This window comes from Pseudotabrizicola alkalilacus, from assembly GCF_003443995.1.
GTDB classification, from domain to species: domain Bacteria; phylum Pseudomonadota; class Alphaproteobacteria; order Rhodobacterales; family Rhodobacteraceae; genus Pseudotabrizicola; species Pseudotabrizicola alkalilacus.
The window spans coordinates 210188-236087 of the sequence record NZ_QWEY01000002.1 but is presented as its reverse complement, the minus strand read 5'-3'; the positions used below and the strand labels follow the sequence as shown (position 1 = coordinate 236087).

Here is a 25900-nt window from a genome sequence, read left to right as displayed (position 1 = left end):
TCCGGTCATTCAGCAGGAACAGCCGCGTGTGTCGTCACCCTTGAGGGCAGCGCACGCACGGTCATCCACAGGTTATAGCACATGATGACCGCACCCGAGAGGAACAGCAGCCCCCCCAGCATACGCACCACGTACATCGGATATTTGGCGGAAACGGTGTCGGCAAAAGCGTTCACCAGATAGCCGTTGGCATCGACTTCGCGCCACATCAGGCCTTCCATGATGCCCGACACCCACATGGCGGATGCGTAAAGCACGATCCCGATGGTGGCGAGCCAGAAATGCCAGCTGACAAGGCTGAGGCTGTAAAGCCGTTCACGGTTCCACAGGCGCGGGGTCAGGAAGTAGAGCGCGCCGAATGTGATCATGCCGTTCCAGCCCAAGGCGCCGGAGTGGACGTGACCGATGGTCCAGTCGGTATAGTGCGACAGCGAGTTCACGGCCTTGATGCTCATCATCGGGCCCTCAAACGTCGACATGCCGTAGAAACCGATCGACACCACCATCATACGGATCACCGGGTCGGTGCGCAGCTTGTCCCATGCGCCTGACAGCGTCATCAGACCGTTGATCATGCCGCCCCAGCTTGGCATCCACAGGATGACCGAGAACACCATGCCCAGCGTCGAGGCCCAGTCGGGCAGCGCGGTATAGTGCAGGTGGTGCGGGCCAGCCCAGATATACAGAAAGATCAGCGCCCAGAAGTGGATGATCGACAGTTTGTAGCTGAACACCGGGCGTTCGGCCTGTTTGGGGACGAAGTAATACATCATCCCCAAGAAGCCTGCGGTCAGGAAGAAACCAACCGCGTTATGACCGTACCACCACTGGATCATCGCATCCTGCACGCCTGCGGTGACCTGCACCGATTGCGAGCTGAAGAACGACACGGGAATCGCCATGTTGTTCACCAGATGCAGCATGGCGATGGTGATGATGAAGGCCAGATAGAACCAGTTGGCCACATAGATGTGGGGTTCCTTGCGCTTCATCAGCGTACCGGCAAACACCGCAAGGAAGGCGACCCAGACCACGGTGATCAGCAGGTCAACATACCAGACGGGTTCGGCGTATTCCTTGGACTGCGTGGCGCCCAGCACATAGCCGCTTGCGGCCAGCACGATCACCAGCTGCCAGCCCCAGAACACGAACCATGCCAGATTGCCGCCCCACAGCCGCACCGCACTGGTGCGCTGCACGACGTAAAAGGCCGTCATGATCAGGGCGTTGCCGCCAAAGGCAAAGATCACCGCACTGGTGTGCAGCGGGCGCAGGCGGCCAAAGTTGCCGATCCCCTGCAATGCCTCAAAGTTGAGCCAGGGCCAGGCGAGCTGGCTGGCGATGACGACGCCGACCAGAAAGCCGACGATGCCCCAGAACGAGGTGGCAATCACGCCTGCGCGCACCACCCCATCCATATATTCGTTCTTGTTGACGGTCTTTGTCTCGCCCGCGCTGCGCAGCACCACCAGAAAGGTGATGCCAGCCGCAAGCATGACAGTGACCGCATTGACCATATAGGCCAGGTCCCAGGCGTAATTGGCCGCAATCGCCGCACCTAGGGCGATCAGACCAAGCACAACCAGTTTAAGATAATCCCACATTCCGCGTCCCTTCGTCTTTGGCTGAATCTGGCCCCGGCTTGATTCGGGGGAGTCCACGCGCTTTCCGACAGTACCGCTTTTGCGTGAGCCGGCGGGACCAAGCCTTGATCCATATCAATCAACTGTCTTCTTCTGCGTGATAAACATCAATGCGACGTCATCACTCAGGGGCCGCGTTCCGGCCACAGGATCGGGACGTAGGGAAACCGGGAAACAGGAGGCCTGTCCATGACCTATAAATCCATCTTTACCGTTGCCACCCATGCTGCCCATGTGCCGCTGGCCATTTCGGCTGCGGCGCAGATTTGCGCGCAAAATGACGGGCATCTGGATGTATTGGCGCTGGGTGTAGACCGCACCCAGATCGGCTATGCCTATATCGGGTCGGGTGCCGTACTGTTGCAGGTGGCACAGGATCGCGCCGAAGAAGATGCGCGCACACTGGAAACGGCCGTCAATGCTGCAGTGCGGGCCGAAAGTCCGGGCCTGCGCGCCAGTGTCGAGGCGGCAGTCACCCAGATCGGGGCGATGACCGAACTGGTCGCCCAGCGGGCGCGCTTTGCCGATCTGGTCGTGCTGGCGCGGCCCTATGGCAAGGAACAGGGGACAGAAGCCGAAGCTGTGGTCGAGGCCGCAATGTTCGAGGGCAACGCCCCGGTCCTGGTGCTGCCGGAAACCGGGCTGACCAGCGCCACGCCAAAGCGGATCGTCGTGGCCTGGAACCAGAGCCGCGAGGCGCTGGCCGCGGTGCGTGCGGCGCTACCGTTGCTGAAACAGGCCGATCAGGTGACGATCACTGTGATCGACCCGCCGGTTCATGGCCCGGAGCGCTCAGACCCCGGCGGTATGCTGTGTCAGATGCTGGTGCGCCATGGCGTGCGCGCCGAAGTGACCGTGCTGGCCCGCACCCTACCCCGTGTGTCGGACGTGCTGTTGCGCCATGTCGGCGACATGAACGCCGATATGCTGGTGATGGGGGCTTATGGCCATTCGCGCTTCCGCGAGGCGATTCTGGGCGGGGCCACGCGCAACATGCTGGAACAGGCCACCGTACCAGTGCTGATGGCGCATTGAGTGACTTGTGGCCGGGGGTGGTCAGCCCTCGGCCGCTGGCAGGTTGCGGTCTGCGGTACAGCGCGACAACGGTAAGGCTTTCATCCGGGTGACGTGGATCACCTCACCCGCTTCGGCGGTGCCGAACCGTCCGGTGATACAGGCGCAGCCGTAACCATAAGAGCCATTGGTCTCGACCCAGTTGGAGCCGTCAAACGCAAAGGCCTCGGCGGGCAGATCCATCCAGCCGGACACCTCGGGGCCACCCTGGGTCGACAGGGTCCAGGTGCCATCGCGGTCGGTGAGCCAGTGGTTGCCCGGCGTCGGGTTGGCATACCAGCCGCAACGCATCACATCTGCCGCCAATCCTGCCTGTGCAGGCAGCGCAAAGGCCAGAGCCAAAGCCGCAGTCTTAAACAAGAAAACCCCCGTCACTGTCATCGCCCGTTTCTTCCATCAGGGCATCAACCGACGGTATCGTGACATGGCGCTTGCCGTCCAGCGTGATGATGCCATCCCGTTTCAGCGCACTCATCTGGCGGCTGACGGTTTCCAGCGTCAGGCCGAGGTAATCGGCCATCTCCTCACGCGTCAACGGCAGGTCAAAGGTGATCGCGCCCAGATCGGCGCGCGGTTCTTTCAGGCTGGCATCGCGACGGGCGATGATGGCCAGCAGCGACGAAATCTTCTCACGCGCGGTCTTGCGGCCCAGAAGCAGCATCCATTCACGGGCGGCGTCCAGTTCATCCAGCGTCATTTCCAGCAGGCGATGCGCAATATGCGGCGTGCTGGCCATCATTTCTTCGAACGGTTTGCGGCGGAAGCAGCACATCACCAGATCGGTGGTCGCAGTCACATCATAGGCAGCAGCAGACCGCCCCGGACGGCCAACGAAATCGGATGGCAGCAGCAGACCGACCATCTGGCGGCGGCCGTCTTCCATTGTCTGGGTCAGCGTGGCAATGCCGGTCACGACACTTGCGACGAAATCCATCTTGTCGCCGGACCAGATCACGGTCTGTCCCGCCTGATAGCTGCGGTAGTACTTGATCTGTTCCAGCTGGGCCAATTCATCCGTTTCACACCGCGCGCAAACCGCGCGGTGACGGATCGGGCATTCGCCGCAGTCCTGGGTGGGTGATCGGATGTCTCGGTGAACGGACATTGCCACTCTTTCCTTGGTTGATCTGTATCAAGGCAGATCTGGTTCTGTGCGACGAAGATACGGGAATGACACATGAACCGCAACTTGCTCGCCTTGGACTCTTTGACGCGCGCGTGCCGCGCTATACCAGCTATCCCACGGCCCCGCATTTCGACGGGACAGTGGACCCTGCCCTGTTCACCCAATGGATCGAAGCGATCCCGGAGGGGTCAGCGATTTCACTTTATCTGCATGTGCCGTTCTGCCGGCGCTTGTGCTGGTTCTGTGCCTGCCGCACGCAGGGGACCAGCAGCGACGACCCGGTGATTGCCTATGCAGCGACCCTTCATGCCGAGATTGCGCTGCTGCGACAGCATTTGCCGCGCGGGGTTACATTGTCAAGGCTGCATTGGGGCGGTGGGACGCCGACGCTGTTGCCCGCTTCCCAGATGGAACGGCTGGCCGCGGCGGTGTTTGACGCGGTGCCCTTGGGCGCGGGGGCCGAGTTTTCTGTCGAGATCGACCCGAACGAGATTGATGCGACCCGGCTGGATGCACTGGCAGCGGCTGGGATGAACCGCGCCTCGATCGGGGTGCAGGATTTTGATCCGCTGATCCAGAAGACCATCGGCCGCGAACAGAGCTATGAGCTGACGCGAGCCGTGGCGGAGATGATCCGCGACCGGGGGGTGCGCAGTCTGAATGCCGATATCCTGTACGGCTTGCCGCATCAGACCACGGCGCGGATTTCCGATTCGGTGCAAAAGCTGCTGACCCTGTCTCCTGACCGGGTGGCGCTGTATGGCTATGCCCATGTGCCGTGGATGAGCCGCCGCCAGCAGATGATCCCATCAGACACGATCCCCACCCCGCAGGAGCGGTTGCGGCTGTTCGAGACGGCGGCAGAGCTGTTCCGCTGGGATGGCTATGTCGATGTCGGCATCGACCATTTCGCCCGGCCCACCGATGGCATGGCGCAGGCCTTGGCGGCGGGGACGTTGCGGCGGAATTTCCAAGGCTATACCGATGACACCGCACCGGTGCTGATCGGCTTGGGCGCGTCGTCGATCAGCAGGTTTCCGCAAGGCTTTGCGCAGCATGTCAGCGGCACTTCGGATTACACCAAGGCGATCCGGGCCGGGCAGTTCCCGACCCATCGCGGCCATGTGTTTGCTGGCGAAGACAAGATGCGCGCCCGGATCATCGAGGCGCTGATGTGCGATTTTCACGTGTCACGCGCCGAGATTTTGCGCGAATTCGCCTGCGCCCCGGACCGTCTGGACGGGATGCTGCGCCGCGCCGCAGAGGGGTTTGACGGGATGGTAAAGCTGGATGCCTCCGGCCTGACGATCCCGCCCGCGGCGCGGCCGTTGACGCGGATGGTGGCGCGGGCGTTTGATGCCTATGATCAGACCAAGGCGCAGCATTCCGCAGCAGTCTGAGCGCCGTTAGGTCTTACATTGCGCGTCCCCTGCCCCTAGATCGACGGGCAGGAGATACCGTCATGCACCATTACTCGCTACTCGATCTGTCCCCCGTGCCCGAAGGCAGCAGCACCGCACAGGCACTGGCCAATACGGTTGCGCTGGCGCAGCTGGCCGAAGCCTCGGGCTATCACCGCTTCTGGCTGGCCGAACATCACAACATGCCCGGCATTGCCAGTGCGGCCACCGCCATCGTGATCGGCCATGTGGCCGGGGCGACAAGGACCATTCGCGTCGGCGCGGGTGGCATCATGCTACCCAACCATGCCCCGTTGATCGTGGCCGAGCAGTTCGGCACGCTGGAGACTCTGTATCCGGGGCGGATTGATCTGGGGCTTGGCCGCGCGCCGGGCACCGATATGGCCACTGCACGGGCGCTGCGACGGCATATGGCACCCGATGACAGCTTCCCGCAGGATGTGGTGGAGCTGATGGGATATTTCGACACTCCGGCAGAAAACGCGGCAGTGCAGGCGATCCCCGGAGCGGGGACGCATGTGCCGGTGTGGATTCTGGGCAGCAGCCTCTATGGCGCGCAGCTGGCGGCCTATCTGGGGCTGCCCTATGCCTTTGCCTCGCATTTCGCACCGGCGATGCTGGAGGATGCCTTGGCCACCTATCGCGCCGCCTTCCGCCCGTCGCGGTTTCTGGCGCAGCCCTATGCGATGATGGCGGCGGGAGTCTGTGCGGCCGACACCGATGCCGAGGCGCAGTTCCTGCGCACCTCGCAGATGCTGGCCTTTGCCCGGTTGCGAACCGGCAAGCCCGGCAAACTGCCGCGCCCGGTGACGGATATTGAGGCGCAGATCCCGCCGCAGGTGATGCATGGGGTCGAAGCCGCGCTGTCGGTGGCGGCGGTGGGGTCGCGCGCGACGTTGCGCCGCGAGCTGGCGGCAATGATCGAGCGTTATCAACCGGATGAGCTGATGGTGACCGGCATGATCCATGACCACACCGCACGGCTTCGGTCGTTCGAGATCGCGGCAGAGGTGTTGACAGAGCTGACGCAGGCACAAGCGGCCTAGGTCTGCGGGCCGAAGCTTTCGACAAAATCGACCATGCGCGGCAGACACATGCCGCGCAGGTCATAGTGAGTCAGTGCCATCTGACGCGCGGCAGTGCGCAGCGGATCATAGCGCTGCGGGTTGGCGAGTGTGTCGGTCAGAGTGTCGGCCCATGCCTGAACATCAAAGAAATCGACCAGCAGACCGTTTTCACCATGCCGGACCACCTCGGCCACCGGGGCGGTGTTTGAGCCGACCACCAGACACCCCGCCGCCATCGCCTCCAGCATCGACCACGACAGCACGAAGGGGTAGGTCAGGTAGGCATGGGCGCGGCTGATCTGCATGATCGAGACAAAGGTGCCGTAGGGCACCTTGCCCATGAAATGCACCCGGTCCATCGGCAGACGGTCCTGCACTTCGGACAAGATCTGGTCTTTCCAGCCCTTTGCCCCCTTTGGCGGGCTGCCATAGCTCACCTCATCGCCGCCGACGATCACGGCATGGGCGTTGGGGCGGGCGTGCAGCACATCGGGCAGCGCGCGCATGAAGGTGTGATAGCCGCGATACGGTTCCAGATTGCGGTTCACAAAGGTCAGCACCTCATCACCGGCGCGTAAGGTGCGGCCATCCGGCAGGGTCAGGCTGGCCTGCGGGTTGGGCTGCATCACATCACAATCGACGCCATCATGGATCACCCGGATCATCGGGCGCAGCGCATCGGGATAGGTGCTGGCCTGCCACGCGGTCGGGGCCAGACCGGCATCGGCATGGATCAGCGCCTGCCCCAGATGCGCCGCGCGGCCCTGCGCGATCAGAATCTGGTCAAGGCCGTAAGGGGTATATTCGGTGTCAAAACCAACATCGGCCCCGACCCCGCGATAATAGAACTCGGCATAGACGATCAGCTTTGCCTGCGGCCAGATTTCCTTGAGAAACAGCGTCTCGCCCCAGCCGGAATGGCCGAAAATCACATCGGGAGTGTAGCCTTCGGCATCGCGCAGATGGGCGCAGGCGCGGGCGACGGTAACTCCCCGGTCCGACATGGTGGTATAATTGCGCCCCAGCCGGGTCTGCGCGGGATCAACCTTGGCGGCAGCATGTTTGTAGCGCAGCGTCTTGACGGTGGACTGCCGGTTGTTGTTGGCATCGGTCATGGCCAGCACGTCATGACCGCGCCGGGCCATTTCCGGCGCCAGATGCAGGAACTGGCCGGGGAAGTTCTGGTGCAGGAACAAAAGCTTCATGTGTCTGTCTTTGTCTTTGCCCCCGGCATGGCACCAAAGGCGGCCAGCATGAGGGCGCGGGTGTACTCTGACGTGGGGGCATCAAATATGGCGCGGGCGTCGCCCTGTTCGACCACATCGCCCGCTTTCATCACCATCACCTTGTGCGACAGCGCGCGGACCACGCGCAGATCGTGGCTGATGAAGATATAGGCCAGCCCCCATTTGCGCTGCAGGTCGCGCAGCAGATCAACAATCTGCACCTGAACGGTCATGTCCAGCGCGCTTGTCGGCTCGTCCAGCACCACCAGTTTCGGGCGCAGGATCATGGCGCGGGCGATGGCGATGCGCTGACGCTGGCCGCCCGAGAATTCGTGCGGGTAACGGGTCATGGTCGCGGGGTCCAACCCCACCTCTGACATGATTGCAGCCACCTTTTCACGCGATTGCGCGGGCGTGTCGCTGCCGTGCAGTGCCAGCCCTTCGGCGATGATCTGCTCGGCGGTCATGCGCGGCGACAGGCTGCCGAACGGATCCTGGAACACCACCTGCATGTCGCGCCGCACCGGGCGCAGAGCGGCCCCGGTCAGGCCGGAGATGTCGCGGCCCAGCACCACCACCGGCCCGGTAGAGGGTACCAGCCGCAGGATGGCCAGCGCCAGCGTGGTCTTGCCCGACCCGCTTTCGCCGACGATTCCCAACGTCTCTCCGGCGCGCACCGACAGGGTGGCATCGTTGACCGCCTTCACATGCCCGACGGTTTTGCGCAGGAAGCCAGCGGTGATCGGGAACCAGACCCGCAGGGATTTGGTGCTGACCACCTCGGCCGCACCTGCGGGCACCGCATCCGGCAGGCCGGTCGGCTCGGCCGCCAGCAGCTTGCGGGTATAGGGGTGCTGCGGGTTGGCGAAGATATCGGCCGTTGCACCCTGCTCGACAATCTCGCCGCCCTGCATCACGCAGACCCGGTCGGCAATACGGCGCACGATGCCAAGGTCATGGGTGATGAACAACAGGCTTAACCCCTCGGACCGCTTCAGATCGGCCAGCAGGTCAAGGATCTGGGCCTGAATGGTCACATCCAGCGCCGTGGTCGGCTCATCCGCGATCAACAGCTCGGGGCCGTTGGCCAGCGCCATGGCGATCATCACCCGCTGGCGCTGCCCGCCGGACAGCTCATGCGGATAGGCCCCCAGCCGACTTTCCGCGTCGCGGATGCCGACCTTTTCCATCAGATCCAGAATGCGGGCGCGCGCCGCCTGCCCCACGAGACCCTGATGCAGTGCAAGGCTTTCGCCCAGCTGCTTTTCAATGGTGTGCAACGGGTTGAGGCTGGTCATCGGTTCTTGAAAGATGAAACTGATGTCATTGCCGCGCACCCGGCGCAGTTCGGCCTCTGACGCGCCGACCATCTGCGCGCCCTGATAGGTGACAGAGCCCTCGACAATCGCATTGTCGCCCAGCAGGCCGACCGTCGACAGCGCGGTGACGGATTTGCCCGAGCCGGATTCGCCCACCAGCGCCACGGTTTCGCCATTGCCCACGGTAAAGGTCACACCCTTGACCGCCTGTATCACCCTTCCGTCCTGCCGGAAGCTGATCTTCAGATCCTTGACCGCAAGCAGGCTCATTGAAAGGTCTTTCGCGGGTCAAAGGCGTCGCGGATACCCTCAAAAATGAAGACCAGCAGCGACAGCATGATGGCAAAGGTAAAGAACGCGGTAAAGGCGAGCCAGGGCGCTTGCAGGTTCTGCTTGGCCTGCTGGGTCATCTCGCCCAGACTTGGCGCCGAGGACGGAAGGCCAAAGCCCAGAAAGTCGAGCGCGGTCAGCGCGCCGATGGTGCCGGTGATGATAAACGGCAGCATGGTCAGGGTGGCGACCATGGCATTGGGCAGGACATGGCGGAACATGATCACCCGGTCGGGCACGCCAAGCGCGCGGGCGGCGCGGACATATTCGAAATTGCGTGCGCGCAGGAATTCGGCCCGCACCACGCCGACAAGGGCGGTCCAGCCGAACAGCACCATCAGGAACACCAATATCCAGAAGTTCATGGTGAAGATCGCAGCCACGATGATGATGACGTAAAGCGACGGCGTGGCCCCCCAGATCTCGATGATGCGCTGAAAGATCAGGTCTGTGATGCCGCCGAAATAGCCCTGCACCGCGCCTGCGGCGATGCCGATGACAGAGGTAAGCACGGTGACAATCAGCGCAAAGCTGACTGACAGGCGGAAACCATAGATCACGCGGGCCAGCACATCGCGGGCGGTGTCATCGGTGCCCAGCCAATGCTGCGCGTCCGGCGCAGAGGGGGCGGCCTTGCCGATGTCGTTGATGGTGTTGAAGCTATAGGGCACCGGGGCCCAGATGATCCGGCCCTGCTCGATCGCCTCGCCTGCGGCGGTGCCTTGCGTCGTGGCCTCGGCCAGAATGCCCTCGGGGTCGTCCCAGCAGGCCTCGGACCCGGCGGCCATGATCAGGCAGCGCACCTCGACATCCTTGTACTTTGCTTCGGTCTGGAAATCGCCGCCAAAGGCAGTTTCGGGGTAGAACTGCGCGAAAGGCGCGTGCCATTCGCCGCGGAACTGCACCAGCAGCGGTTTGTCATTGGCGACAAGTTCGGCGCAGAGCGAGATGCCGTACAGGATGGAAAACAGGATCAGCGACCAATAGGCACGGCGGTTGGCCTTGAAATTGCGCCAACGGCGCTGATTGAGCGGGGACAGGGCCATGCTACCCCCTCCGCTCGAAGTCGATGCGGGGATCCACCCAGACATACATCAGGTCAGACAGGATGCCGACCACCAGACCGATCAGGCCAAAGAAGAACAACGTGCCAAAGATCACCGGATAATCCCGCTCCACCGCCGCGCGGAACCCCAGCTGGCCCAGACCGTCGAGGCTGAAAATCGTCTCGATGATCAGGCTGGAGCCAAAGAACACCGACAGGAACAATGCGGGAAAGCCTGCGATGACGATCAGCATCGCATTGCGGAACACATGGCCATAGAGAACGCTGTTTTCGGGCAGCCCCTTGGCGCGAGCGGTCATGACGTATTGCTTTTTGATCTCGTCCAGAAAGCTGTTCTTGGTCAGCAGGGTCAGGGTAGCAAAGCTGGAAATGGTGGAGGCGAGCACCGGCAGGGTGATGTGCCACAGATAATCCAGCACCTTGCCGATCATCGACAGCTGATCAAAGTTGTCCGAGGTCAGGCCGCGCAACGGGAACCAGCGGAAGTAACTGCCGCCTGCGAACAGCACCAGCAGGAGGATGGCAAACAGAAATCCGGGGATGGCATAGGCGGCGATGATCACGCCGCTGGTCCAGGTGTCAAAGCGCGATCCGTCACGCACCGCCTTGCGGATGCCCAGCGGGATCGAGATGGCATAGGCGATCAGCGTCGACCACAGGCCAAGGGTCAGCGAGACGGGCAGCTTTTCCCAGACCAGATCCAGCACCCCGATAGACCGGAAATGGCTCTCGCCAAAGTCGAAGCGGATGTAGTTGCCCATCATGATAAAGAACCGCTCCCAAGCTGGGATCAGTTCCTTGACGCATTCTGTGGCACGGGCCGATGGCCTGCCACTGAACCCCGGTTCGCAGACGAAACGGGCAAAGCCGAACTGCACCTCCAGCTCTGCCAGAAACCCGGGGTCGAGGCCCTGGGCCCCGACATACCCCGTGTCGTTGCCCTGTTGACCGATGCCCGCGTCCCCTGCGCCGCTGATGGCCTGAATGGAATCTCCGCCGCCGTCGATGCGGGCCAGAACCTGCTCGATCGGGCCACCGGGGACAAATTGCGTCAGCGCGAAGTTAAGGATCATGATCCCGATCAACGTCGGGATGATCAGCAAAATCCGCCGGAGAATATAGGCGCCCATGTGGCCTGCCTGCCTGTTGTTCTTGTTATCGCAAGACGCGCGCGGCCCGCAGCGCCTCTGCCTTTTCGGCGTTGTACCACCAGAAATCCAGTTCGCCCAGAGCATAGGGCGGCAAGGTTTCGGGATGCTCGAACATGTTATAATAGGCGACGGTATGGGAATTTTTGTAGAACTGCGGCACCCAGAACCGTTCGGCCCGCAGCACCCGGTCCAGCGCCTGCGTGGCGACGGTCAGATCCTCCAGCGAGGCCGAGGCCATCGCCACATCCACCAGCTTGTCGACGGCAGGGCTTTTCAGGCCCATGACGTTGAAAGCCGAGATATCGGCGGTTTCCGAGCCATAGAACTGCTTGAGTTCAGCGCCCGAGATGTAGTTCGACCGCGCATTGCCGGTGACCATATCAAAATCATAAGACGGCGGGCGTGTGCGCGATTCCATCTGCGCATTATCGACGCGGGTGAGTTTGGCATCGACGCCAAGCGCTTTGAGGTTTTCGATATAGGGGTTCATGATACGGTCAAAGCTGGGGCTGTCGTTGAGCATTTCGACCGAAAGCACCTGCCCGGCGGCATTGCGGCGCATCCCATCACTGCCCACGGTCCATCCTGCCTCGTCCAGCAGCGCACTGGCGCGGCGCAGATTTGCGCGGTCCAGCTGCCGCTCGCCCGAGGTGGGGGGCATCACCGCCTCATCGGTCAGAATGCTGGCGGGCAGCAGGCCTTCATCGACCAGCGGTTGCAAAATGGCGGTTTCCTCTGACGAGGGCGTGCCGGTGGCTGCGAGCCAGGTGTTTTCCCAGACCGAGGTGATGCGGGCATAGATGCCATAGAACAGCGTGGCGTTGGACCATTCAAAGTTGAACATCAGCCCGATGGCTTCGCGCACGCGCGGATCCTGAAACTTCTCGCGCCGCATGTTGAACAGAAAGGCCTGCCCCGTGGCCTTGTTGCCGTTGGGCAGATCGGCCTTGACGATGTGACCGGCGGCAACTTCGGGGAAGTCATAGCCCGTGGCCCATTTGACCGAGCTGGCCTCGTTGCGGAAGGTGTAGGAGCCGGCCTTGAACCCTTCGAAGGCAGCGTCGTAATCGGCGTAATACTCGATGCGGATGGTGTCAAAATTGCTGCGGCCCTTGTTCATCGGCAGATCCGCGCCCCAATAGTCGGGGTTGCGCACCCATGACACCGATTTGCCCACATCGACCCGGCCCGGCATATAGGGGCCGGTGCCCAGCGCCGGTGTCATGCTCGATTCTTCCAGATCAAGGTTGTTTGCCTCATAATGCGCTTTCGACATCACCGGCAGGCCGCCCATATCGGCGGGCAGGTCACGGTGGGGCACACCGGGTTTGAAGGTGAACTTTATCCGGTGCGGGTCAAGCACCTCGACCCCCTCAACCTGCGTCGCCAGCACGGTGCGGAAATCGGTCAAACCCTTTTCAAGAAAGGTCTGATAGGTGAACAGCACATCTTCGGCGGTCATCGGGGTGCCGTCGGAAAAGGTCACCTCTGGCCGCAGGTTGAAGATCACCCAGGATCGGTCTTCGGGATATTCCATCGTGGTGCATAAAAAGCAGTAGGCCGCGCCGATTTCATCCGCAGTGCCCGCAAGGATCGACTCGTAAGGGGCCGAAGACAGGGCCGCTGCGCGGCCCTTGACCGAATAGGGGTTCATGCTGTCAAAGCCGCCGGGCTGCCAGATCGAGATCTCGCCGCCCTTTGGCGCATCGGGGTTGACGTAGGGCAGATGGGTAAAATCGGCGGGCAGCTGCAGTTCACCAAAGGTCGAAATGCCGTGTGCGGTGATCACCGTTTCCTGCGCCCAAAGCGGGAGTGCCGCAATCAGTGCCGCACCCAGCACCGCCGGTTTGCCATATGCCATTGCCATTTGAGCTTCCCCTATCTGTCTTTGCCACTTTTTGCGCGGCTTTGGTTCATTAGGGGAAGTAAAGCGCGGATTGTCGATGGCTCAAGTGGCGATTGCGTGATCAGGGCAAGAATCAAAAGGACCGCCCCATTGGGACGGCCCTTGCATACTATTTCAACCAGCGTTTCAGGCGATCAGTTGACCGTTGCCAGATAGGCGATCAGGTTGGCACGCTCGTCGCTGCGCGGCAGGCCGGCAAAGGCCATCTTGGTGCCGGGCGCGTAGCCACGCGGATTTTGCAGGAAGGCATACAGGTTTTCCGGGGTCCAAGTCTCGCCTGCCATGCCGAGGAGCGTGTCGGAGTAGGCATATCCTGCAGATGCGGCCTTGGCCTTGTCGACGATGCCGTTCAAATGCGGGCCAACGCCATCGGCACCGTCAAGCTTGTGGCAGGCACGGCATTTGGCAAACACGGATTCGCCCGCTCCTGCGTCGGCAGCGGCAAAGATCGCCTCGAAATCCGGGGCCTCTGCGGTCTCGGCCGGTGCCTCTGACGCGCCGGTGTCGATCACATAGGCCTGCGCATGGTCATCGCCATGGCCGCCGCCCGTGCTGTAAAGCGCCGACGCAGCCCAGCCGCCCAGCAGAAACACCAGAAGCGAGCCGCAGACCGCCCCCAACACCTTGGTCATCGTCATCGTGTCGAACATGTCGCGCTTTCCCTTGGCATTCTCTTTTCAGGGCTTCTACCCGCTTCCCTATACAGGTTTCAAGGTGTAGGTGCGCGACCAATCGCCCCTTTTTGTGCGTGTTTATCAATCGGAGCTGAAACATGACTGGCAGGATCGCATTTCAGGGCGAACTTGGGGCCTATTCGCATCAGGCCTGCCAACAGGCGCGGCCTGAGATGGAGGTCGTGCCCTGCACCACATTCGAGGATGTGGTCGAGATGACGCGGTCCGGCGCGGTTGATCTGGGAATGCTGGCCGTCGAGAACTCGACCTATGGCCGGGTGGCCGATGTGCACAGCCTGTTGCCGAAATCCGGGCTGCATATCGTAGACGAAGCCTTTGTGCGGGTGCATGTCAATCTGCTGGGGGTGCCGGGGGCCACGCTGGCCGATGTGACCGAAGCGCATGGCCATGTGGTGATCCTGCCGCAATGCGCGGGCTTCCTGCGCAGCCACGGCATCACGGGCCGCGTCAGTTCCGACAATGCCCGCGCCGCGCGCGAAGTGGCCGAAGCCGGGGACAAGACCCGCGCCGCACTGGCAAGCGAGCTGGCGGCACAGATTTACGGGCTGGACGTGCTGGCCCGCCATATAGAAGATCAGAAAAACAACACCACCCGTTTTCTCGTCATGAGCCGTGAGGCCGATCACAGCCGTCGTGCCGCGCAGATGATCACCACCTTTACCTTTCAGGTGCGCAACATTCCCGCAGCGCTCTACAAGGCTCTGGGGGGCTTTGCCACAAATGGCGTGAACATGACCAAGCTGGAAAGCTATATGGTCGGCGGCAGCTTCATGGCGACCGAGTTTTATGCCGACATCGAAGGGCACCCCGAGGATGCACATGTTGCGCTCGCACTGGAAGAGCTGCGGTATTTCACCAATAACGTCACAGTGATGGGCGTCTATCCGTCAGACCGCGACCGCGGCTGACGGCCAGACCCTGTCGATCCGGCAGGCGTCAGCGGCGGCGGCTTGCGGCAAAACGGGTTTCAAGATCCGTCGCCAGATCCTGAAGCCGCTTGTTCAGCTTGCCCTGCACCCTGCCCTTGGCCAGTTTCAGGGATTGCAGGAACAGACGGGCCGCGATGGTCAGCGGACGCACCTTGCTGTGCAACACCAGACGGGTGCGTTTGGGCGACAAAGACAACAATTCGACCGACATATCGCCTTCGATCATGCGGCCTGCCCCGGAAAAGCCAAGCTTTGCATCGGGCTCCAGCCCGGTAAGACGCAGATCGACCGTGCGCTCTTTGCCACGAAAGCGGAAAATCACATGCCAGCCCATGCCAACACCGGGCGCGCGCAGCTTGTCAATGCGGCTGACATCAGCACCCCGACGCATGGCGGCGCGTTCCCAAGCCTCAAAATCCGACAAGGCGGCAAAGACAAATTCCACCGGCGCCTCGATATCGGTTCGTGACGAAAGCTGCATCCTGTACCCCTGCCCGGTTTGACGGATTGGCGGCTGTGGACATGATGCCCACAGCCAAGCCGGGCTGTTCTCGCCCGTTCCTGTCCGAAACTGGCGTCAATCCAGCCGGTCTGCAAGCCAGTTCTGAATCAAAAAATGCGCAATTGCGCCTTTTCGGGCAGGCTTGATCTGTGGATGGGTGCCCGCCATGACCGAAACCATGTCTTCGCGTGTGACCCAAAGCGCGTGTTCCAGTTCTGCCGGGTCCAGAGTGATGGCCTCGGTCTCTGCCTCGGCGGCACAGCCCAGCATCAGGCTGGCGGGGAACGGCCAGGGCTGGCTGGACAGATAGCGCACCGCGCCCAACCGGATGCCCGCCTCTTCCCAGACCTCACGCCGGACAGCGGCCTCGACCGTCTCTCCGGGTTCCACGAAACCGGCCAGACAGGAGTACATCCCCTCGGGCCAGACCGGGCTGCGGCCCAGAAGCGCACGGTTGCCATGGGTGACCAGCATGATCACGACCGGATCGGTACGCGGAAAGTGCTGCGCGCCACACGCCGGGCAAGATCGTTGCCACCCGGCCATCACCGGCGCCGATGCTGCCCCACAGACCGCACAAAAGCCGTGGCTGCGGTGCCATTGCAGCACCGCCTTGGCCGTTGCCGCCAGCTCTGCCTCGCGCGCGGTCAGGCGCAGCATCGCGGCGCGCAGTTCGGCAAAGGCAAAGCTGTCGGGCAGGCCGGGGTGACGCTGCACGCTGGTATCCATGAACCCGGCCTGAACCGCCTCGGCCCCGGCCTCGGGCAGCCAGTCGGAAATATCGGCGGCAAAGCAGGGCTGATCCGCGTCAAAGCCCAGAAACACCGGCGCGCCGGCATGGTGCAGCACGACCGAGTCGGAGCCGACCCATCCCAGCCCATCGGCCTGCATCAGCGGCTTGCCGCGCCAGACCGGCAGCACCCTGCCCCGCGCCAGCATGTCGGCCTGTGCTACCGCATCACCGCGCAGCTCTGCCGCCCGGTTCAATCCAGAGCCGCCAAATGTTACCGTTTCCGCCAAACGCATACCCGCCCTCACTTTTGATGCCTCAAAACGGCTGTTGCCGTGATCGCATAGGCGGCAGGCATACGTAAACCGGCGCTGACAGCGTAGTGTCAAAATGCAACTACAAGAAGAACAAGTTGTCACAGTTATATTTTTAGGATTGCCAGAGCCTCACTTCGGATTACTCAGGATCAGCTAACAATCGCTGAGAGAAGCGGCTTTTCTCACGTCTGCCACCGTAACCATTGCGAGCGTATGATCACCGGCTTGCCTGTCGCAGAACACCTTTCCGACCCGGACGGCCCGGCTTTGACAGAGCGGGTTCAGTTGCGGGTTCTGGCGACCAGTGATCTGCACATGAACCTGTCAGGCCACGATTATCACGCCGACACCCCCTGCGTGCGCAAGGGGCTTTGCCTGACCGCCAGCCTGATCGCACAGGCCCGGCGTGAGGTGGCAGGGGCGGTATTGCTCGACAATGGCGATTTTCTGCAAGGCAGTCCGCTGGGCGACTACGTGGCCCGCACCGCCCTGCATCCGCACCCGATGATGCAGGCCATGGGCCAATTGCGCTATGATGCAGTGAACCTTGGCAATCACGAATTCTCGCACGGGATCGGCACACTTGCGGCAGCCTTGGCCGAGGCGGCCTTTCCCATTCTGTCCGCCAATACGATCCCCAGAGAGGACAGCCCGCTTGCGCCGCTGATACGGCCCTGGACCATCGTGGAGCGTCGTCTGAGCGACCAATACGGCACAGCACACCTGATCCGGCTGGGTGTGATCGGCGTCTTGCCCCCCGAGACCGAGATCTGGGACCGTCAGGCGATCGGCGGTCATGTAAAGATGTGCCCGATGGCCGAAACTGTGGCACGCCACATTCCCGAATTGCGTGCCGCCGGAGCAGATGTCGCGGTGGTTCTGGCGCATTGCGGTATCAGTGCCACCCCCCCCGGCGGCCCGCCGCAGGACGGGGCATTGGATATTGCCGCAATTGACGGGGTTGATGCCATTGTCATGGGGCATGTCCATATGGTGTTCCCCGGACCGGGGCTGACCGCCCAGCCGGGAATGGACACACAGTCGGCGACTTTGCACGGCAAACCTGCCGTCATGCCGGGCTTTTTCGGGTCGCACCTAGGGGTGATCGACCTTGAACTGGCGCGCTCGCCCGACGGCTGGCGGGTGACCGGCCACCGGGTCGAGGCGCGCGCCATTGCCTGCCGCGATGAAGCTGGCAGCCCGGTGGCGCTGGTGGTGCCGGATGCGTCTCTGACGGAGCAGGTCCGTCAGGTTCATCAGGCAACACGGGCATGGGCGCGCAAGCCGGTTGGCCGCACCGCGCAGGCCATCCACAGCTTTTTCGCGATGGTAACCGATTGCCCCTCGGTGCAGATCGTCAATCAGGCGCAAAGCGCCTATGTTGCCGCGCGGCTGGCCGGAGGCCCGCTGGCGCATCTGCCGGTGCTGTCGGCAACCGCCCCGTTCAAGGCTGGGGGTCTGGGCGGGCCAGAACATTATACCTATATCCCGCCGGGGGATATCCTGCTGCGCCATGCGGCAGATCTCTATATTCACCCCAACACCATCATGGCGCTGCGCCTGACCGGGGCAGCAGTGCGCAATTGGCTGGAACGCTCGGTGCGCGGCTACCGTCAGATAACGCCGGGACTGGCGGATCAGCCGTTGTTTGACCCGGATTTGCCCTCGTTTGTCTATGACACCATCGGCGGGCTGAGCTATGAGATCGACCTGACCGCTGCGCCGTCTGACCGGGGCGGCCATCGAATCCGCAATCCGTGCTGGCAGAACCGGCCCATTGATCCGGCGCAAGAGTTCATCCTGGCCACCAACAGCTATCGCGGCTCGGGCAATGACGGCTATGCCCCGGTCGAAAGCGCCAGTGTGGTGCTGGACGAACAGACCCCAAACCGCGACATCCTGATTGCCTATATGCAGCGTCTGCTGTCGGAAAGTGGCGCGGCCCTGCGGCCAGAGCCTCCGGCCTGGCGATTCCAGCCAGTGCCGGGAACCTCGGTGGCGTTTGACACCAGCCCGATGGCGGCGTTCTGTCTGGGCGAGCATCCCGCTCTGGCGCTGACACCGCTCAGCGGCACCAACGAAGGGTTTTTGCGGCTGCGGCTGGCACTTTAAGCCATAGCTTCGCGCCACGGCACCTTTCTCATCCGGGGGGGATCTGCTACCCAGACGCCAGACTGGCGGCCAGCGCCGCTTTGCCGAGAGGACTGATCCGTGTTTGATGCCGTATTCTTTGACCTTGACGGAACGCTGGTCGACAGCGAGCGCCTGTCCGTGCAGAGCGGCACTGCGGCCTTTGCGGCGCAGGGGCATGAGGGGGTCGAAGACCTGCTGCACAGCCTTGTCGGGGTGGATCAGATAACCAGTGCCGGAATGATCCTGTCGCGGTTTCCGGGGCTGGATCTGGACCGTCTGAACACGACATGGCAAACCGCCTTTCTGGCGGCGCAGGCGGTTGACCTGCTGCTGAAACCGGGCGCGTCAGACATTGTCCACGGATTGCGCGACCGTCACAGGCTGGCGCTGGTCACCTCGTCGCGTCGTGACCCGGCAGAGGCACGTCTGGTGCAAGCCGGGCTGCGCCCTGCCTTTCACGCGGTCATCACCCGCGATGATGTGGCCGCACCGAAACCGCATCCCGAGCCCTATCTGCTGGCAGCCTCGCGCCTGGGCGTGGACCCGGCCCGGTGCCTGGTGTTCGAGGACAGCGAACCGGGCGCCGAAGCCGCCTTCAGCGCGGGGATGACCGTGGTTCAGGTGCCCGACATCATTCCTGCCTCGGGGCGGTTTGCCCATCACGTCGCGCTCAGCCTGACCGATGGCGCACGCTGGGCGGGGATCTGGGACTGATCGCACACCCCTGACCCGCCAATGTCGGCGATCTGGGGCTTGCAAACCCTGTGCCCTTGTCCTATCTGAGCCTTGAGAGGTTGGCGCGGGCGAGCGCCTCGCCAACCCGGTCAGGTCCGGAAGGAAGCAGCCGTAACGAGCCCCGCTTGGGTCGTTGTCCAGCCTCTCACCCTTCCCCTTTCTGCTGGCGGAACAGTCACCTGCCCATCCACAAGGCGGCAGTCCTGTGATCGGGCCTCGCAGCACAGACTGCGGATCGGCTTCTCCCCACGTGTCCTGATGTCCGGCGCGACCTTGAGGAACCATTGCCCTGCCCGTGCGTTGTGACGTCGGATCGTGCGCTGTTGACGCCCTTGATCCGAAAGGAAGCCGTCGATGAAGAAACTGACATTTCCCCTCCTGCTGGTGACCAGCTTTGGCTTGGTGACGCCCGCTGTCGCACAAACCGACATTGGCGACATCCTTTCAGGCGTTGCCCGGACAATGGTGGAGCAGGAGCTTGAAAAGACTGCTTTTGCTCAGGCCCGGAGTGCAAACACCGCCGAGGCGTACCGCAACTACCTCAGCCGGTTTCCCAACGGCGCGAACCGGGCCAATGCCGAGCGTGCCCTGACCCGGCTTGGTGGTTCAGTGACGCCGGGCCAGCCCTCGCCTCCGCCCGTCACCGGAGACGTCCGCCCCGCATCGGTCGAAGCACAGATCGGCCTGTCACGCACGCAGCGTATGCAATTGCAAACGCAGTTGACGGCGCTGGGTTATCCAACAGGGGTCGCAGACGGGCTTTGGGGGTCGAACACCCGCACCGCAATTGGTCGCTGGCAGACCGCGAACAAACTGCCGTCAACCGGCTATGTCACCGCTCAGCAGGTCCGTTTGATCGCGCAGCAGGCTGGCCCCGTCGCCGGTACGCCACAGCCGGACGGTCCCGACACGGTTGACGATCGCACCGAAGAACAGTTGCTGAGCCTGACCACAGAGGAACGCCGCGACATTCAGCGCCGTCTGACCAGACTGGGCTACCGGCCCGGTGGCATAGATGGCGTCTTCGGGGCGGGCACGCGCCGGGCCGTGGCAGCGTGGCAACGCGATGAGGGGCTTCGCGCCAGTGGCTATATCACCGCAGATCAGGTGCGCGAACTGCGCCGCCAAACCGGCTGAGCGCAAATGGCCAGTACGGCGCGCGCCCCCCTGGCCGATCCGCGATCTGAGTTGAGATCTGAGTTGAATGGTCGCAGCTGTGATCATTGAATGGAAACATTGATCCTGTACATAGCGATCAGTGTCAGGAGACAGCCATGCAGGACGACCAACGCCAGAGAAAACCCGCCATGCTGAATGGCCTGCGCCAGCGCTGCCCGAACTGCGGCGAGGGACGGTTGTTCACCAGCTATCTGAAAGTTGCCCCCGCCTGTAATGTCTGCGGTCAGAGCTTTGCCCAGCAAAAGGCCGATGACGGCCCGGCCTATTTCACGATTCTGGTGATGTGCCATATCGCCGGCTTCATGCTGCATTTCATGATTGTCTACAGCGATATGGGTCCGATGGCGACGGCGCTGATGATCAGTGCGGTGGTTCTGGCGGGCAGTCTGTTGATGCTGCCGCGGATCAAGGGAATCATGATCGGCTGGCAATGGGCTGACCGGCTGCACGGGTTCTGACCCCGCACGCCAAAAAGCGGCCTTTGCATCGCATCGGGCAAGCCTTGGGCGATGGTCAGCGCTTTCGCGCACAGCGGTCCGGCCCGGATTCGCATCTTGCACAAATTTCTGAACCCCATCAGGAAGTGACAGGCAGCCTGCCTTGGCCGTACACCAACCATTGGTCAGGTTCGGACCTGCCGCGCTTTGAGTACTCTGATAGAACCGCATCACCGTTCCCAACCAGACACAGGACCGCCATGAGCCGTGAAGATCAGCCACCGGAAGGCAGCCCGACCATCCGCACAATCGCCATGCCCGCAGATACCAACCCATCAGGCGATATTTTCGGCGGGTGGCTGATGAGCCAGATGGACCTTGCCGCCGGAAGTGTCGCGGCGCTGACTTCGGGCGGGCGGAGTGCGACAATCGCCGTGGATGCCATGATCTTTCACCGGCCTGTCAAAGTAGGGGACGAGGTGTCGCTCTATGCGTCGCTGGTCCGGCTGGGCCGCACCTCGATGACAATTCACGTCGATGCGTGGCGCCGCCCGCGTGAAATCGCCCGCACCGAAAAGGTGACAGAGGCGAATTTCACCTTTGTCGCACTGGATTCCGAAGGCAGACCGATTCCCATCAGACCGAACGTCGAGATGCCGCAGCGTCAAAGCACCTGACGGCGCAGGTTTTCAGGATCAGATCCGGGGCAGCGTCGCGGCCCAGATGTCCTTGCGCCGCATCAAAAGGGCAGCCACATTTCTGGCCGTATCCTCGATGTGCTGCCGCACGATGGTCTGGGCCGTCTCCGCATCGCCCGCGCAGATCCCATCGACCAGAGCGCGATGTTCGGCGCGCGCTTCGTTCCAGTGATCAAACCGGGTCAGATCCATCCAGATATAGATCTGGCACTGATCCAGAAGCCCATTCAAGGTATCAGCCAGCAAAGCATTGCCGGACAGTTCGGCAATGACATGATGCAGGCGCAATCCGATCTGCAGCTCCAGCAGATTGTGGTGCAGGCTCCGTTCAGGCGTAGCCTCCAGTGCGTCACAATCCGCGATCATCTGGTGCAGACGGGCGCGCCCGGTATTATCCATGTTGCGGCACGCCAGCCTGACCGCAAAACACTCCAGCTCGACACGCAGCGCAAAGACATCCTCTGCCTTGGCCAGATCAAAGTCGGCCACCGCAAACCCCTGCTTTGCCCTTTGGATAACCAGACCATCCCGCTCCAGCCGGGTCAGCGCCTCGCGGATGGGGGTGCGGCTGACGCCCAGCCGGTCTGAGAGATCCGTTTCCGTCACCCGGCTGCCGGGGGCAATCTGACCTGTGATGATCAGAGATTTGATCGACTCGTAAGTGGATTGCCGCAAGAGTCCGGGGCTGGATTGGTTCATGCACATATCCTGATCGACTCGAGGCACCGGCAGTTTAGCAAGATTCTGGCTTGACTCGCAAATGCATGCTGTTTCTGTATACAAAAATAAATACAGCGGCAGTGACCAAAGATTTCACGACGGCCATGTCGGCCAATCACCCCATCCAACAGCCACACGACAGAGCGCAAGCACGGGGATCAGAACCGAAAGCTGACGAAAATCAACGGCTCATGAATCCTGCATGCAGAATATAGTTTTAAGAAAGAACAGATCCGATGCGTAACTTTCAGCTTCCCGGCCGCTCGCCCGCGCGTGCCACAGGTGCGATGGCCGCAACCTCTCACCCTTTGGCCACGCTGGCCGCACTGGAAATCATGCGCGCGGGCGGCAATGCAATTGATGCGGCCATCTGCGCCTCTGCCGTGCAGGCGGTGGTGGAACCGCAATCAACCGGCATCGGCGGCGATTGCTTTGTGCTGATGTGCCTCAAAGGCCAGGAGCCGGTGATCGCGCTGAACGGGTCGGGCCGTGCTCCTGCAGCGGCCACGATCAACGCCTATCGCGAGATGGGGCTGGACAAGGTGCCGTCCTATGGTCCGCATGCGGTGACCGTTCCCGGTGCCGTTGACGCATGGTGCCGCCTGTCCGCCGACCACGGGCGGCTGGGGCTGGACAAGGTGCTGGCTCCGGCGATCCATTACGCGGAAACGGTCTATGTCGTGCAGGACCGGGTGGCGTTTGACTGGGCCAATGCAAGCGATCTTCTGGCGCAGGATTCAGGCTCTGCCGCGATCTTTCTGCCCGACGGTCGCGCGCCCCGTGCCGGCGAGTTGCACCGCCAACCGGCTTTGGCGCGGACCCTGCGACGGATTGCCGAGCAGGGCCGCGCCGGTTTTTATGAAGGTCCGGTGGCCGAAGCCATCGTCGGACGGTTGCGCGCACTTGGCGGCCTGCACGATCTGGCCGATTTCGCGGCGACCAAGGCCGATTATGTGACCCCGGTTTCGGCCGAGTATCACGGCTACCGCATCCATCAGATGCCGCCGAACAATCAGGGGCTGACGGCGCTCCTGATGCTGAACATCCTGTCCGGCTTTCCGCTGTCAAACCTCGCCCCGCTGGGGCCAGAACGGCTGCATCTGGAGATCGAGGCAGCCCGGCTGGCGTACCGTGACCGCAACGACTGTCTGGGCGATCTGCCCCCCGGGGATGACACCGTAAACGCCCTGCTGTCCGCTACGCGCGCAGAGCGGATGCGCCTTGCAATCGACCCGGACCGCGCCATGACAAACCTGCCCGACCCCGGCCTTGCCAAGACCGACACGGTCTATATCTCGATCGTCGACGAAGAGCGCAATGCGGTCAGCTTCATCAACTCCACCTACCACGCCTTTGGCAGCGGCATCACCTGTGCGGAAACCGGCGTGGTGCTGCAAAACCGGGGCGCCAGCTTCCGGCTTGACCCCGATCACCCCAACGCACTGGCGCCCGGCAAGCGACCGATGCACACGATCATGCCCGGAATGGTGACAAAGGACGGGCGCGCGATCATGCCGTTTGGCGTGATGGGCGGCGACTATCAGCCCTTTGGCCATGTGCATCTGCTGACCAACCTGCTGGATCATGGGATGGACCTGCAAGAAGCGATGGATTGCCCGCGCGTGTTCTATCAGGGCGGCGAGGTGCAGGCCGAGCATGGCATCCCCACCGATTCCATCGCTGGATTGCAGGCACGGGGGCACCGGGTCTCGCTGGCCGATGAACCGCATGGCGGCGGTCAGGCGATCTGGATCGACTGGGACACCGGCACGCTGACCGGCGGATCTGACCCGCGCAAGGATGGTCTGGCCCTGGGCTATTGATGCGGCCGCTGTAAAGTCGTCTGTCGCAGGTCTGCATGCGCTGGACTTTTTCACCGCTCAGAAAGCAGCTTACAGCTTTGCAGGCTGATCACAGCTTGCAAAAGCCAAAAAGCTGCTGTTCAGCCCTCTGATCAGGCGACACACAGGACATTCCGATGACGACATCTTTCCCCGGTGGGGCCACGCTGACCGAGGCGCGGGCGTTTCTGGACCAGCATCCCGGCGTTCAGGCCATCGACATTCTGCTGACCGACTGCCACGGCATCGGGCGCGGCAAGTCGATCCGGCGGCACGAGCTGGAAAGCCTGTTCTCCTCTGGTCGCGGTCTGCCTGCGTCGATGTTCGCGCAGGATGTGGCGGGGGATGATGTGGATGGCACCGGACTGGTGCTGGATGACGGTGGCGGCGATCATCGCTGCTGGCCGGTCGCCGGAACCTTGGGCTATATGCCCTCCACCGGGCGCGGGCAGGTGCTGATCAGCATGTATAATCCCGACGGCAGCGGCTTTGCCGCCGAGCCGCGCCACGCCCTGGACCGGCAGGTGCTGCGGGCGCGGCAAATGGGTTATGAACCCATGGGGGCGCTGGAGGTCGAATTCTATCTGGTCGACCGCGAGCGCGACTCGCAGGGCCGGATGCAGCCCGCCCGCTACCCGCTGACCGGGCGACGGTCGCTCAACACCAACACGATGTCGGTGGATGAGCTGGACGAGATGTCGCCGTTCTTTGACGCGGTGTATGAGGGGGCCGCGACGCTGGATCTGCCGCTGGAGGCGCTGATCTCGGAATATGCCTGCGGGCAGTATGAGCTGACCATACGCTACCGCGATCTGATGCGCGCCGCAGATGACGTGATCATCGCCAAGCGGCTGATCCGAAGCACCGCCCGCCGCTTTGGGATGGAGGCGTGCTTCATGGCCAAACCGTTTGGTCCGCTGGCCGGGTCCGGCATGCACCTGCATCTGTCGCTGGCGGATGGGGCCGGGGGGAACCTGTTTGCTGACCCGTCCGAAGGCGTGTTGTCGCCGCTGATGCTGCAGGCGATTGGCGGCATCCGCGCGACGATTGGCGAGACCATGGCGGTGCTGGCGCCGTTCCAGAACTCGTGGCGGCGCTTTGCCAGCGTGAACTATTCGCCGGGCAATGACACCTGGGGGTTCGAGAACCGCACCGTTGCCCTGCGGGTGCCGTCGGGCAGCGCCAAGGCGCGGCACTTTGAGCATCGAGTGGCGGGGGTGGACGCCAACCCCTATCTGGTCGCGGCGGTCACGTTGGGTGGGGCGCTCGATGGGATCGAGGCCAAGGCCGATCCGGGGCCAGCGGTCACCGGCAACGCCTATGAAAACGCCCCCGCCAACGATCTGCCCCGCCACTGGCTGGAAGCGATCGAGCGGTTTGAAGGGTCGGAGTTTGCGCGCCGCATACTCGGCGACATGCTGCACCGGGGGTTTGTGGCGGTGAAAAAGGCGGAATACATGAAGATGGCACTGGAGGTCAGTGAGGCGGAGTGGTCGCTTTACGGGTTCTCAGTCTGAGGGCACAGGGGGCGTTCCCACTGTGTTACAAGATAGGATATGCCGTGAAATCAACAGGTTGACCTGCGGATTTAACTGATTTTTAAGACTTTCCCACCGCAGCGGTGGTGGGATGGCCTGTTTGCGGGGGTGTTGCCC

Annotated in this window: 23 protein-coding genes and 1 other RNA gene; 12 read left to right on the top strand and 12 right to left on the bottom strand. The window is 62.6% G+C overall.

Going from position 1 to position 25900, the window contains the following annotated elements:
• Positions 1-5: 5 nt before the first annotated feature.
• Entirely contained in the window at positions 6-1604 is a 1599-nt protein-coding gene (ccoN, locus tag D1012_RS05090; protein WP_118150264.1) for a cytochrome-c oxidase, cbb3-type subunit I, read from the bottom strand.
• 228 nt (positions 1605-1832) lie between these two features.
• Here ccoN and D1012_RS05085 point away from each other — a divergent pair, with 228 nt between their 5' ends.
• On the top strand, positions 1833-2678 hold the full coding sequence (locus D1012_RS05085) for a universal stress protein (protein WP_118150263.1): 846 nt from the start codon (positions 1833-1835) through the stop codon (positions 2676-2678).
• A 21-nt stretch (positions 2679-2699) separates the two neighbouring features.
• Here D1012_RS05085 and D1012_RS05080 read toward each other — a convergent pair whose 3' ends face one another.
• Both D1012_RS05080 and fnrL read right to left on the bottom strand, forming a co-directional pair.
• On the bottom strand, positions 2700-3077 hold the full coding sequence (locus D1012_RS05080; protein WP_158569218.1) for a DUF4087 domain-containing protein: 378 nt from the start codon (positions 3075-3077) through the stop codon (positions 2700-2702).
• A complete protein-coding gene (fnrL, locus tag D1012_RS05075) occupies positions 3070-3822 on the bottom strand; it encodes a transcriptional regulator FnrL (RefSeq protein WP_118150261.1) in 753 nt (250 codons plus the stop codon). Before fnrL ends, D1012_RS05080 begins: the two co-directional genes overlap by 8 nt.
• A 65-nt stretch (positions 3823-3887) precedes the next feature.
• Here fnrL and hemN point away from each other — a divergent pair, with 65 nt between their 5' ends.
• On the top strand, positions 3888-5243 hold the full coding sequence (hemN, locus tag D1012_RS05070; RefSeq protein WP_118150564.1) for an oxygen-independent coproporphyrinogen III oxidase: 1356 nt from the start codon (positions 3888-3890) through the stop codon (positions 5241-5243).
• Between the two features lie 62 nt (positions 5244-5305).
• Complete coding sequence (locus D1012_RS05065; RefSeq protein WP_118150260.1) at positions 5306-6310, top strand: LLM class flavin-dependent oxidoreductase; 1005 nt, start codon at positions 5306-5308, stop codon at positions 6308-6310.
• Here D1012_RS05065 and D1012_RS05060 read toward each other — a convergent pair.
• The 6 genes from D1012_RS05060 to D1012_RS05035 all read right to left on the bottom strand — a co-directional run bounded on the left by D1012_RS05060 (position 6307) and on the right by D1012_RS05035 (position 13979).
• A complete protein-coding gene (locus D1012_RS05060) occupies positions 6307-7536 on the bottom strand; it encodes a glycosyltransferase family 4 protein (protein WP_118150259.1) in 1230 nt (409 codons plus the stop codon). The two genes, D1012_RS05065 and D1012_RS05060, sit on opposite strands and share 4 nt — an antisense overlap.
• Positions 7533-9146, bottom strand: coding sequence for an ABC transporter ATP-binding protein (locus D1012_RS05055; protein ID WP_118150258.1), 1614 nt, complete (start codon positions 9144-9146; stop codon positions 7533-7535). Before D1012_RS05055 ends, D1012_RS05060 begins: the two co-directional genes overlap by 4 nt.
• Positions 9143-10252, bottom strand: coding sequence for an ABC transporter permease (locus D1012_RS05050; RefSeq protein WP_118150257.1), 1110 nt, complete (start codon positions 10250-10252; stop codon positions 9143-9145). The genes D1012_RS05055 and D1012_RS05050 overlap by 4 nt, the downstream gene beginning before the upstream one ends.
• A gap of 1 nt (position 10253) precedes the next feature.
• Positions 10254-11402 (bottom strand): microcin C ABC transporter permease YejB, encoded by a 1149-nt coding sequence (locus D1012_RS05045; protein ID WP_118150256.1) that lies wholly within the window; start codon positions 11400-11402, stop codon positions 10254-10256.
• A gap of 25 nt (positions 11403-11427) precedes the next feature.
• Positions 11428-13290, bottom strand: a complete 1863-nt coding sequence (locus D1012_RS05040) for an extracellular solute-binding protein (RefSeq protein WP_118150255.1) — start codon at positions 13288-13290, stop codon at positions 11428-11430.
• A 173-nt stretch (positions 13291-13463) separates the two neighbouring features.
• A complete protein-coding gene (locus D1012_RS05035; RefSeq protein ID WP_118150254.1) occupies positions 13464-13979 on the bottom strand; it encodes a c-type cytochrome in 516 nt (171 codons plus the stop codon).
• Positions 13980-14101: 122 nt separating this feature from the next.
• On the opposite strand from D1012_RS05035, the gene D1012_RS05030 reads away from it, so the two are divergent.
• Positions 14102-14932, top strand: coding sequence for a prephenate dehydratase (locus D1012_RS05030; protein WP_118150253.1), 831 nt, complete (start codon positions 14102-14104; stop codon positions 14930-14932).
• Between the two features lie 28 nt (positions 14933-14960).
• On the opposite strand, the gene D1012_RS05025 is transcribed toward D1012_RS05030, so the two are convergent.
• On the bottom strand, positions 14961-15434 hold the full coding sequence (locus D1012_RS05025; RefSeq protein ID WP_118150252.1) for an SRPBCC family protein: 474 nt from the start codon (positions 15432-15434) through the stop codon (positions 14961-14963).
• 96 nt (positions 15435-15530) lie between these two features.
• Positions 15531-16481, bottom strand: a complete 951-nt coding sequence (gene nudC / locus D1012_RS05020; protein ID WP_118150251.1) for an NAD(+) diphosphatase — start codon at positions 16479-16481, stop codon at positions 15531-15533.
• A gap of 246 nt (positions 16482-16727) precedes the next feature.
• Here nudC and D1012_RS05015 point away from each other — a divergent pair, with 246 nt between their 5' ends.
• The 6 genes from D1012_RS05015 (at position 16728) to D1012_RS04990 (ending at position 21663) form a co-directional block, all read left to right on the top strand.
• A complete protein-coding gene (locus tag D1012_RS05015) occupies positions 16728-18614 on the top strand; it encodes a bifunctional 2',3'-cyclic-nucleotide 2'-phosphodiesterase/3'-nucleotidase (protein ID WP_158569216.1) in 1887 nt (628 codons plus the stop codon).
• Between the two features lie 99 nt (positions 18615-18713).
• Positions 18714-19349 carry an HAD family hydrolase gene (locus tag D1012_RS05010; protein ID WP_118150249.1) on the top strand — a complete coding sequence of 212 codons (636 nt, stop codon included), beginning with the start codon at positions 18714-18716 and terminating at the stop codon, positions 19347-19349.
• Between the two features lie 74 nt (positions 19350-19423).
• Positions 19424-19520: signal recognition particle sRNA small type (gene ffs, locus D1012_RS05005), an RNA gene on the top strand.
• A 204-nt stretch (positions 19521-19724) separates the two neighbouring features.
• Positions 19725-20507, top strand: coding sequence for a peptidoglycan-binding domain-containing protein (locus D1012_RS05000; RefSeq protein WP_118150248.1), 783 nt, complete (start codon positions 19725-19727; stop codon positions 20505-20507).
• Positions 20508-20644: 137 nt separating this feature from the next.
• Entirely contained in the window at positions 20645-21007 is a 363-nt protein-coding gene (locus tag D1012_RS04995) for a DUF983 domain-containing protein (protein ID WP_118150247.1), read from the top strand.
• 239 nt (positions 21008-21246) lie between these two features.
• Positions 21247-21663, top strand: coding sequence for an acyl-CoA thioesterase (locus D1012_RS04990; protein WP_118150246.1), 417 nt, complete (start codon positions 21247-21249; stop codon positions 21661-21663).
• Between the two features lie 18 nt (positions 21664-21681).
• On the opposite strand, the gene D1012_RS04985 is transcribed toward D1012_RS04990, so the two are convergent.
• Positions 21682-22383, bottom strand: coding sequence for a GntR family transcriptional regulator (locus D1012_RS04985; protein WP_158569213.1), 702 nt, complete (start codon positions 22381-22383; stop codon positions 21682-21684).
• A gap of 257 nt (positions 22384-22640) precedes the next feature.
• Between D1012_RS04985 and D1012_RS04980 the strand changes: the two genes are divergently transcribed.
• The gene (locus D1012_RS04980; protein WP_118150244.1) at positions 22641-24227 is read left to right on the top strand and encodes a gamma-glutamyltransferase family protein; all 1587 of its coding nucleotides are present in this window, start codon (positions 22641-22643) and stop codon (positions 24225-24227) included.
• 155 nt (positions 24228-24382) lie between these two features.
• Positions 24383-25762, top strand: coding sequence for a glutamine synthetase family protein (locus tag D1012_RS04975; protein ID WP_118150243.1), 1380 nt, complete (start codon positions 24383-24385; stop codon positions 25760-25762).
• Positions 25763-25900: the final 138 nt, after the last annotated feature.

Excerpts from the sequence above, each read along its gene's own strand:
- ccoN (WP_118150264.1), bottom strand. The coding sequence starts at position 1,604 with ATGTGGGATTATCTTAAACTGGTTGTGCTTGGTCTGATCGCCCTAGGT.
- D1012_RS05085 (WP_118150263.1), top strand. The coding sequence starts at position 1,833 with ATGACCTATAAATCCATCTTTACCGTTGCCACCCATGCTGCCCATGTG.
- fnrL (WP_118150261.1), bottom strand. The coding sequence starts at position 3,822 with ATGTCCGTTCACCGAGACATCCGATCACCCACCCAGGACTGCGGCGAA.
- hemN (WP_118150564.1), top strand. The coding sequence starts at position 3,888 with ATGACACATGAACCGCAACTTGCTCGCCTTGGACTCTTTGACGCGCGC.
- D1012_RS05065 (WP_118150260.1), top strand. The coding sequence starts at position 5,306 with ATGCACCATTACTCGCTACTCGATCTGTCCCCCGTGCCCGAAGGCAGC.
- D1012_RS05060 (WP_118150259.1), bottom strand. The coding sequence starts at position 7,536 with ATGAAGCTTTTGTTCCTGCACCAGAACTTCCCCGGCCAGTTCCTGCAT.
- D1012_RS05055 (WP_118150258.1), bottom strand. The coding sequence starts at position 9,146 with ATGAGCCTGCTTGCGGTCAAGGATCTGAAGATCAGCTTCCGGCAGGAC.
- D1012_RS05050 (WP_118150257.1), bottom strand. The coding sequence starts at position 10,252 with ATGGCCCTGTCCCCGCTCAATCAGCGCCGTTGGCGCAATTTCAAGGCC.
- D1012_RS05045 (WP_118150256.1), bottom strand. The coding sequence starts at position 11,402 with ATGGGCGCCTATATTCTCCGGCGGATTTTGCTGATCATCCCGACGTTG.
- D1012_RS05040 (WP_118150255.1), bottom strand. The coding sequence starts at position 13,290 with ATGGCAATGGCATATGGCAAACCGGCGGTGCTGGGTGCGGCACTGATT.
- D1012_RS05035 (WP_118150254.1), bottom strand. The coding sequence starts at position 13,979 with ATGTTCGACACGATGACGATGACCAAGGTGTTGGGGGCGGTCTGCGGC.
- D1012_RS05030 (WP_118150253.1), top strand. The coding sequence starts at position 14,102 with ATGACTGGCAGGATCGCATTTCAGGGCGAACTTGGGGCCTATTCGCAT.
- D1012_RS05025 (WP_118150252.1), bottom strand. The coding sequence starts at position 15,434 with ATGCAGCTTTCGTCACGAACCGATATCGAGGCGCCGGTGGAATTTGTC.
- nudC (WP_118150251.1), bottom strand. The coding sequence starts at position 16,481 with ATGCGTTTGGCGGAAACGGTAACATTTGGCGGCTCTGGATTGAACCGG.
- D1012_RS05000 (WP_118150248.1), top strand. The coding sequence starts at position 19,725 with ATGAAGAAACTGACATTTCCCCTCCTGCTGGTGACCAGCTTTGGCTTG.
- D1012_RS04995 (WP_118150247.1), top strand. The coding sequence starts at position 20,645 with ATGCAGGACGACCAACGCCAGAGAAAACCCGCCATGCTGAATGGCCTG.
- D1012_RS04990 (WP_118150246.1), top strand. The coding sequence starts at position 21,247 with ATGAGCCGTGAAGATCAGCCACCGGAAGGCAGCCCGACCATCCGCACA.
- D1012_RS04985 (WP_158569213.1), bottom strand. The coding sequence starts at position 22,383 with ATGAACCAATCCAGCCCCGGACTCTTGCGGCAATCCACTTACGAGTCG.
- D1012_RS04980 (WP_118150244.1), top strand. The coding sequence starts at position 22,641 with ATGCGTAACTTTCAGCTTCCCGGCCGCTCGCCCGCGCGTGCCACAGGT.
- D1012_RS04975 (WP_118150243.1), top strand. The coding sequence starts at position 24,383 with ATGACGACATCTTTCCCCGGTGGGGCCACGCTGACCGAGGCGCGGGCG.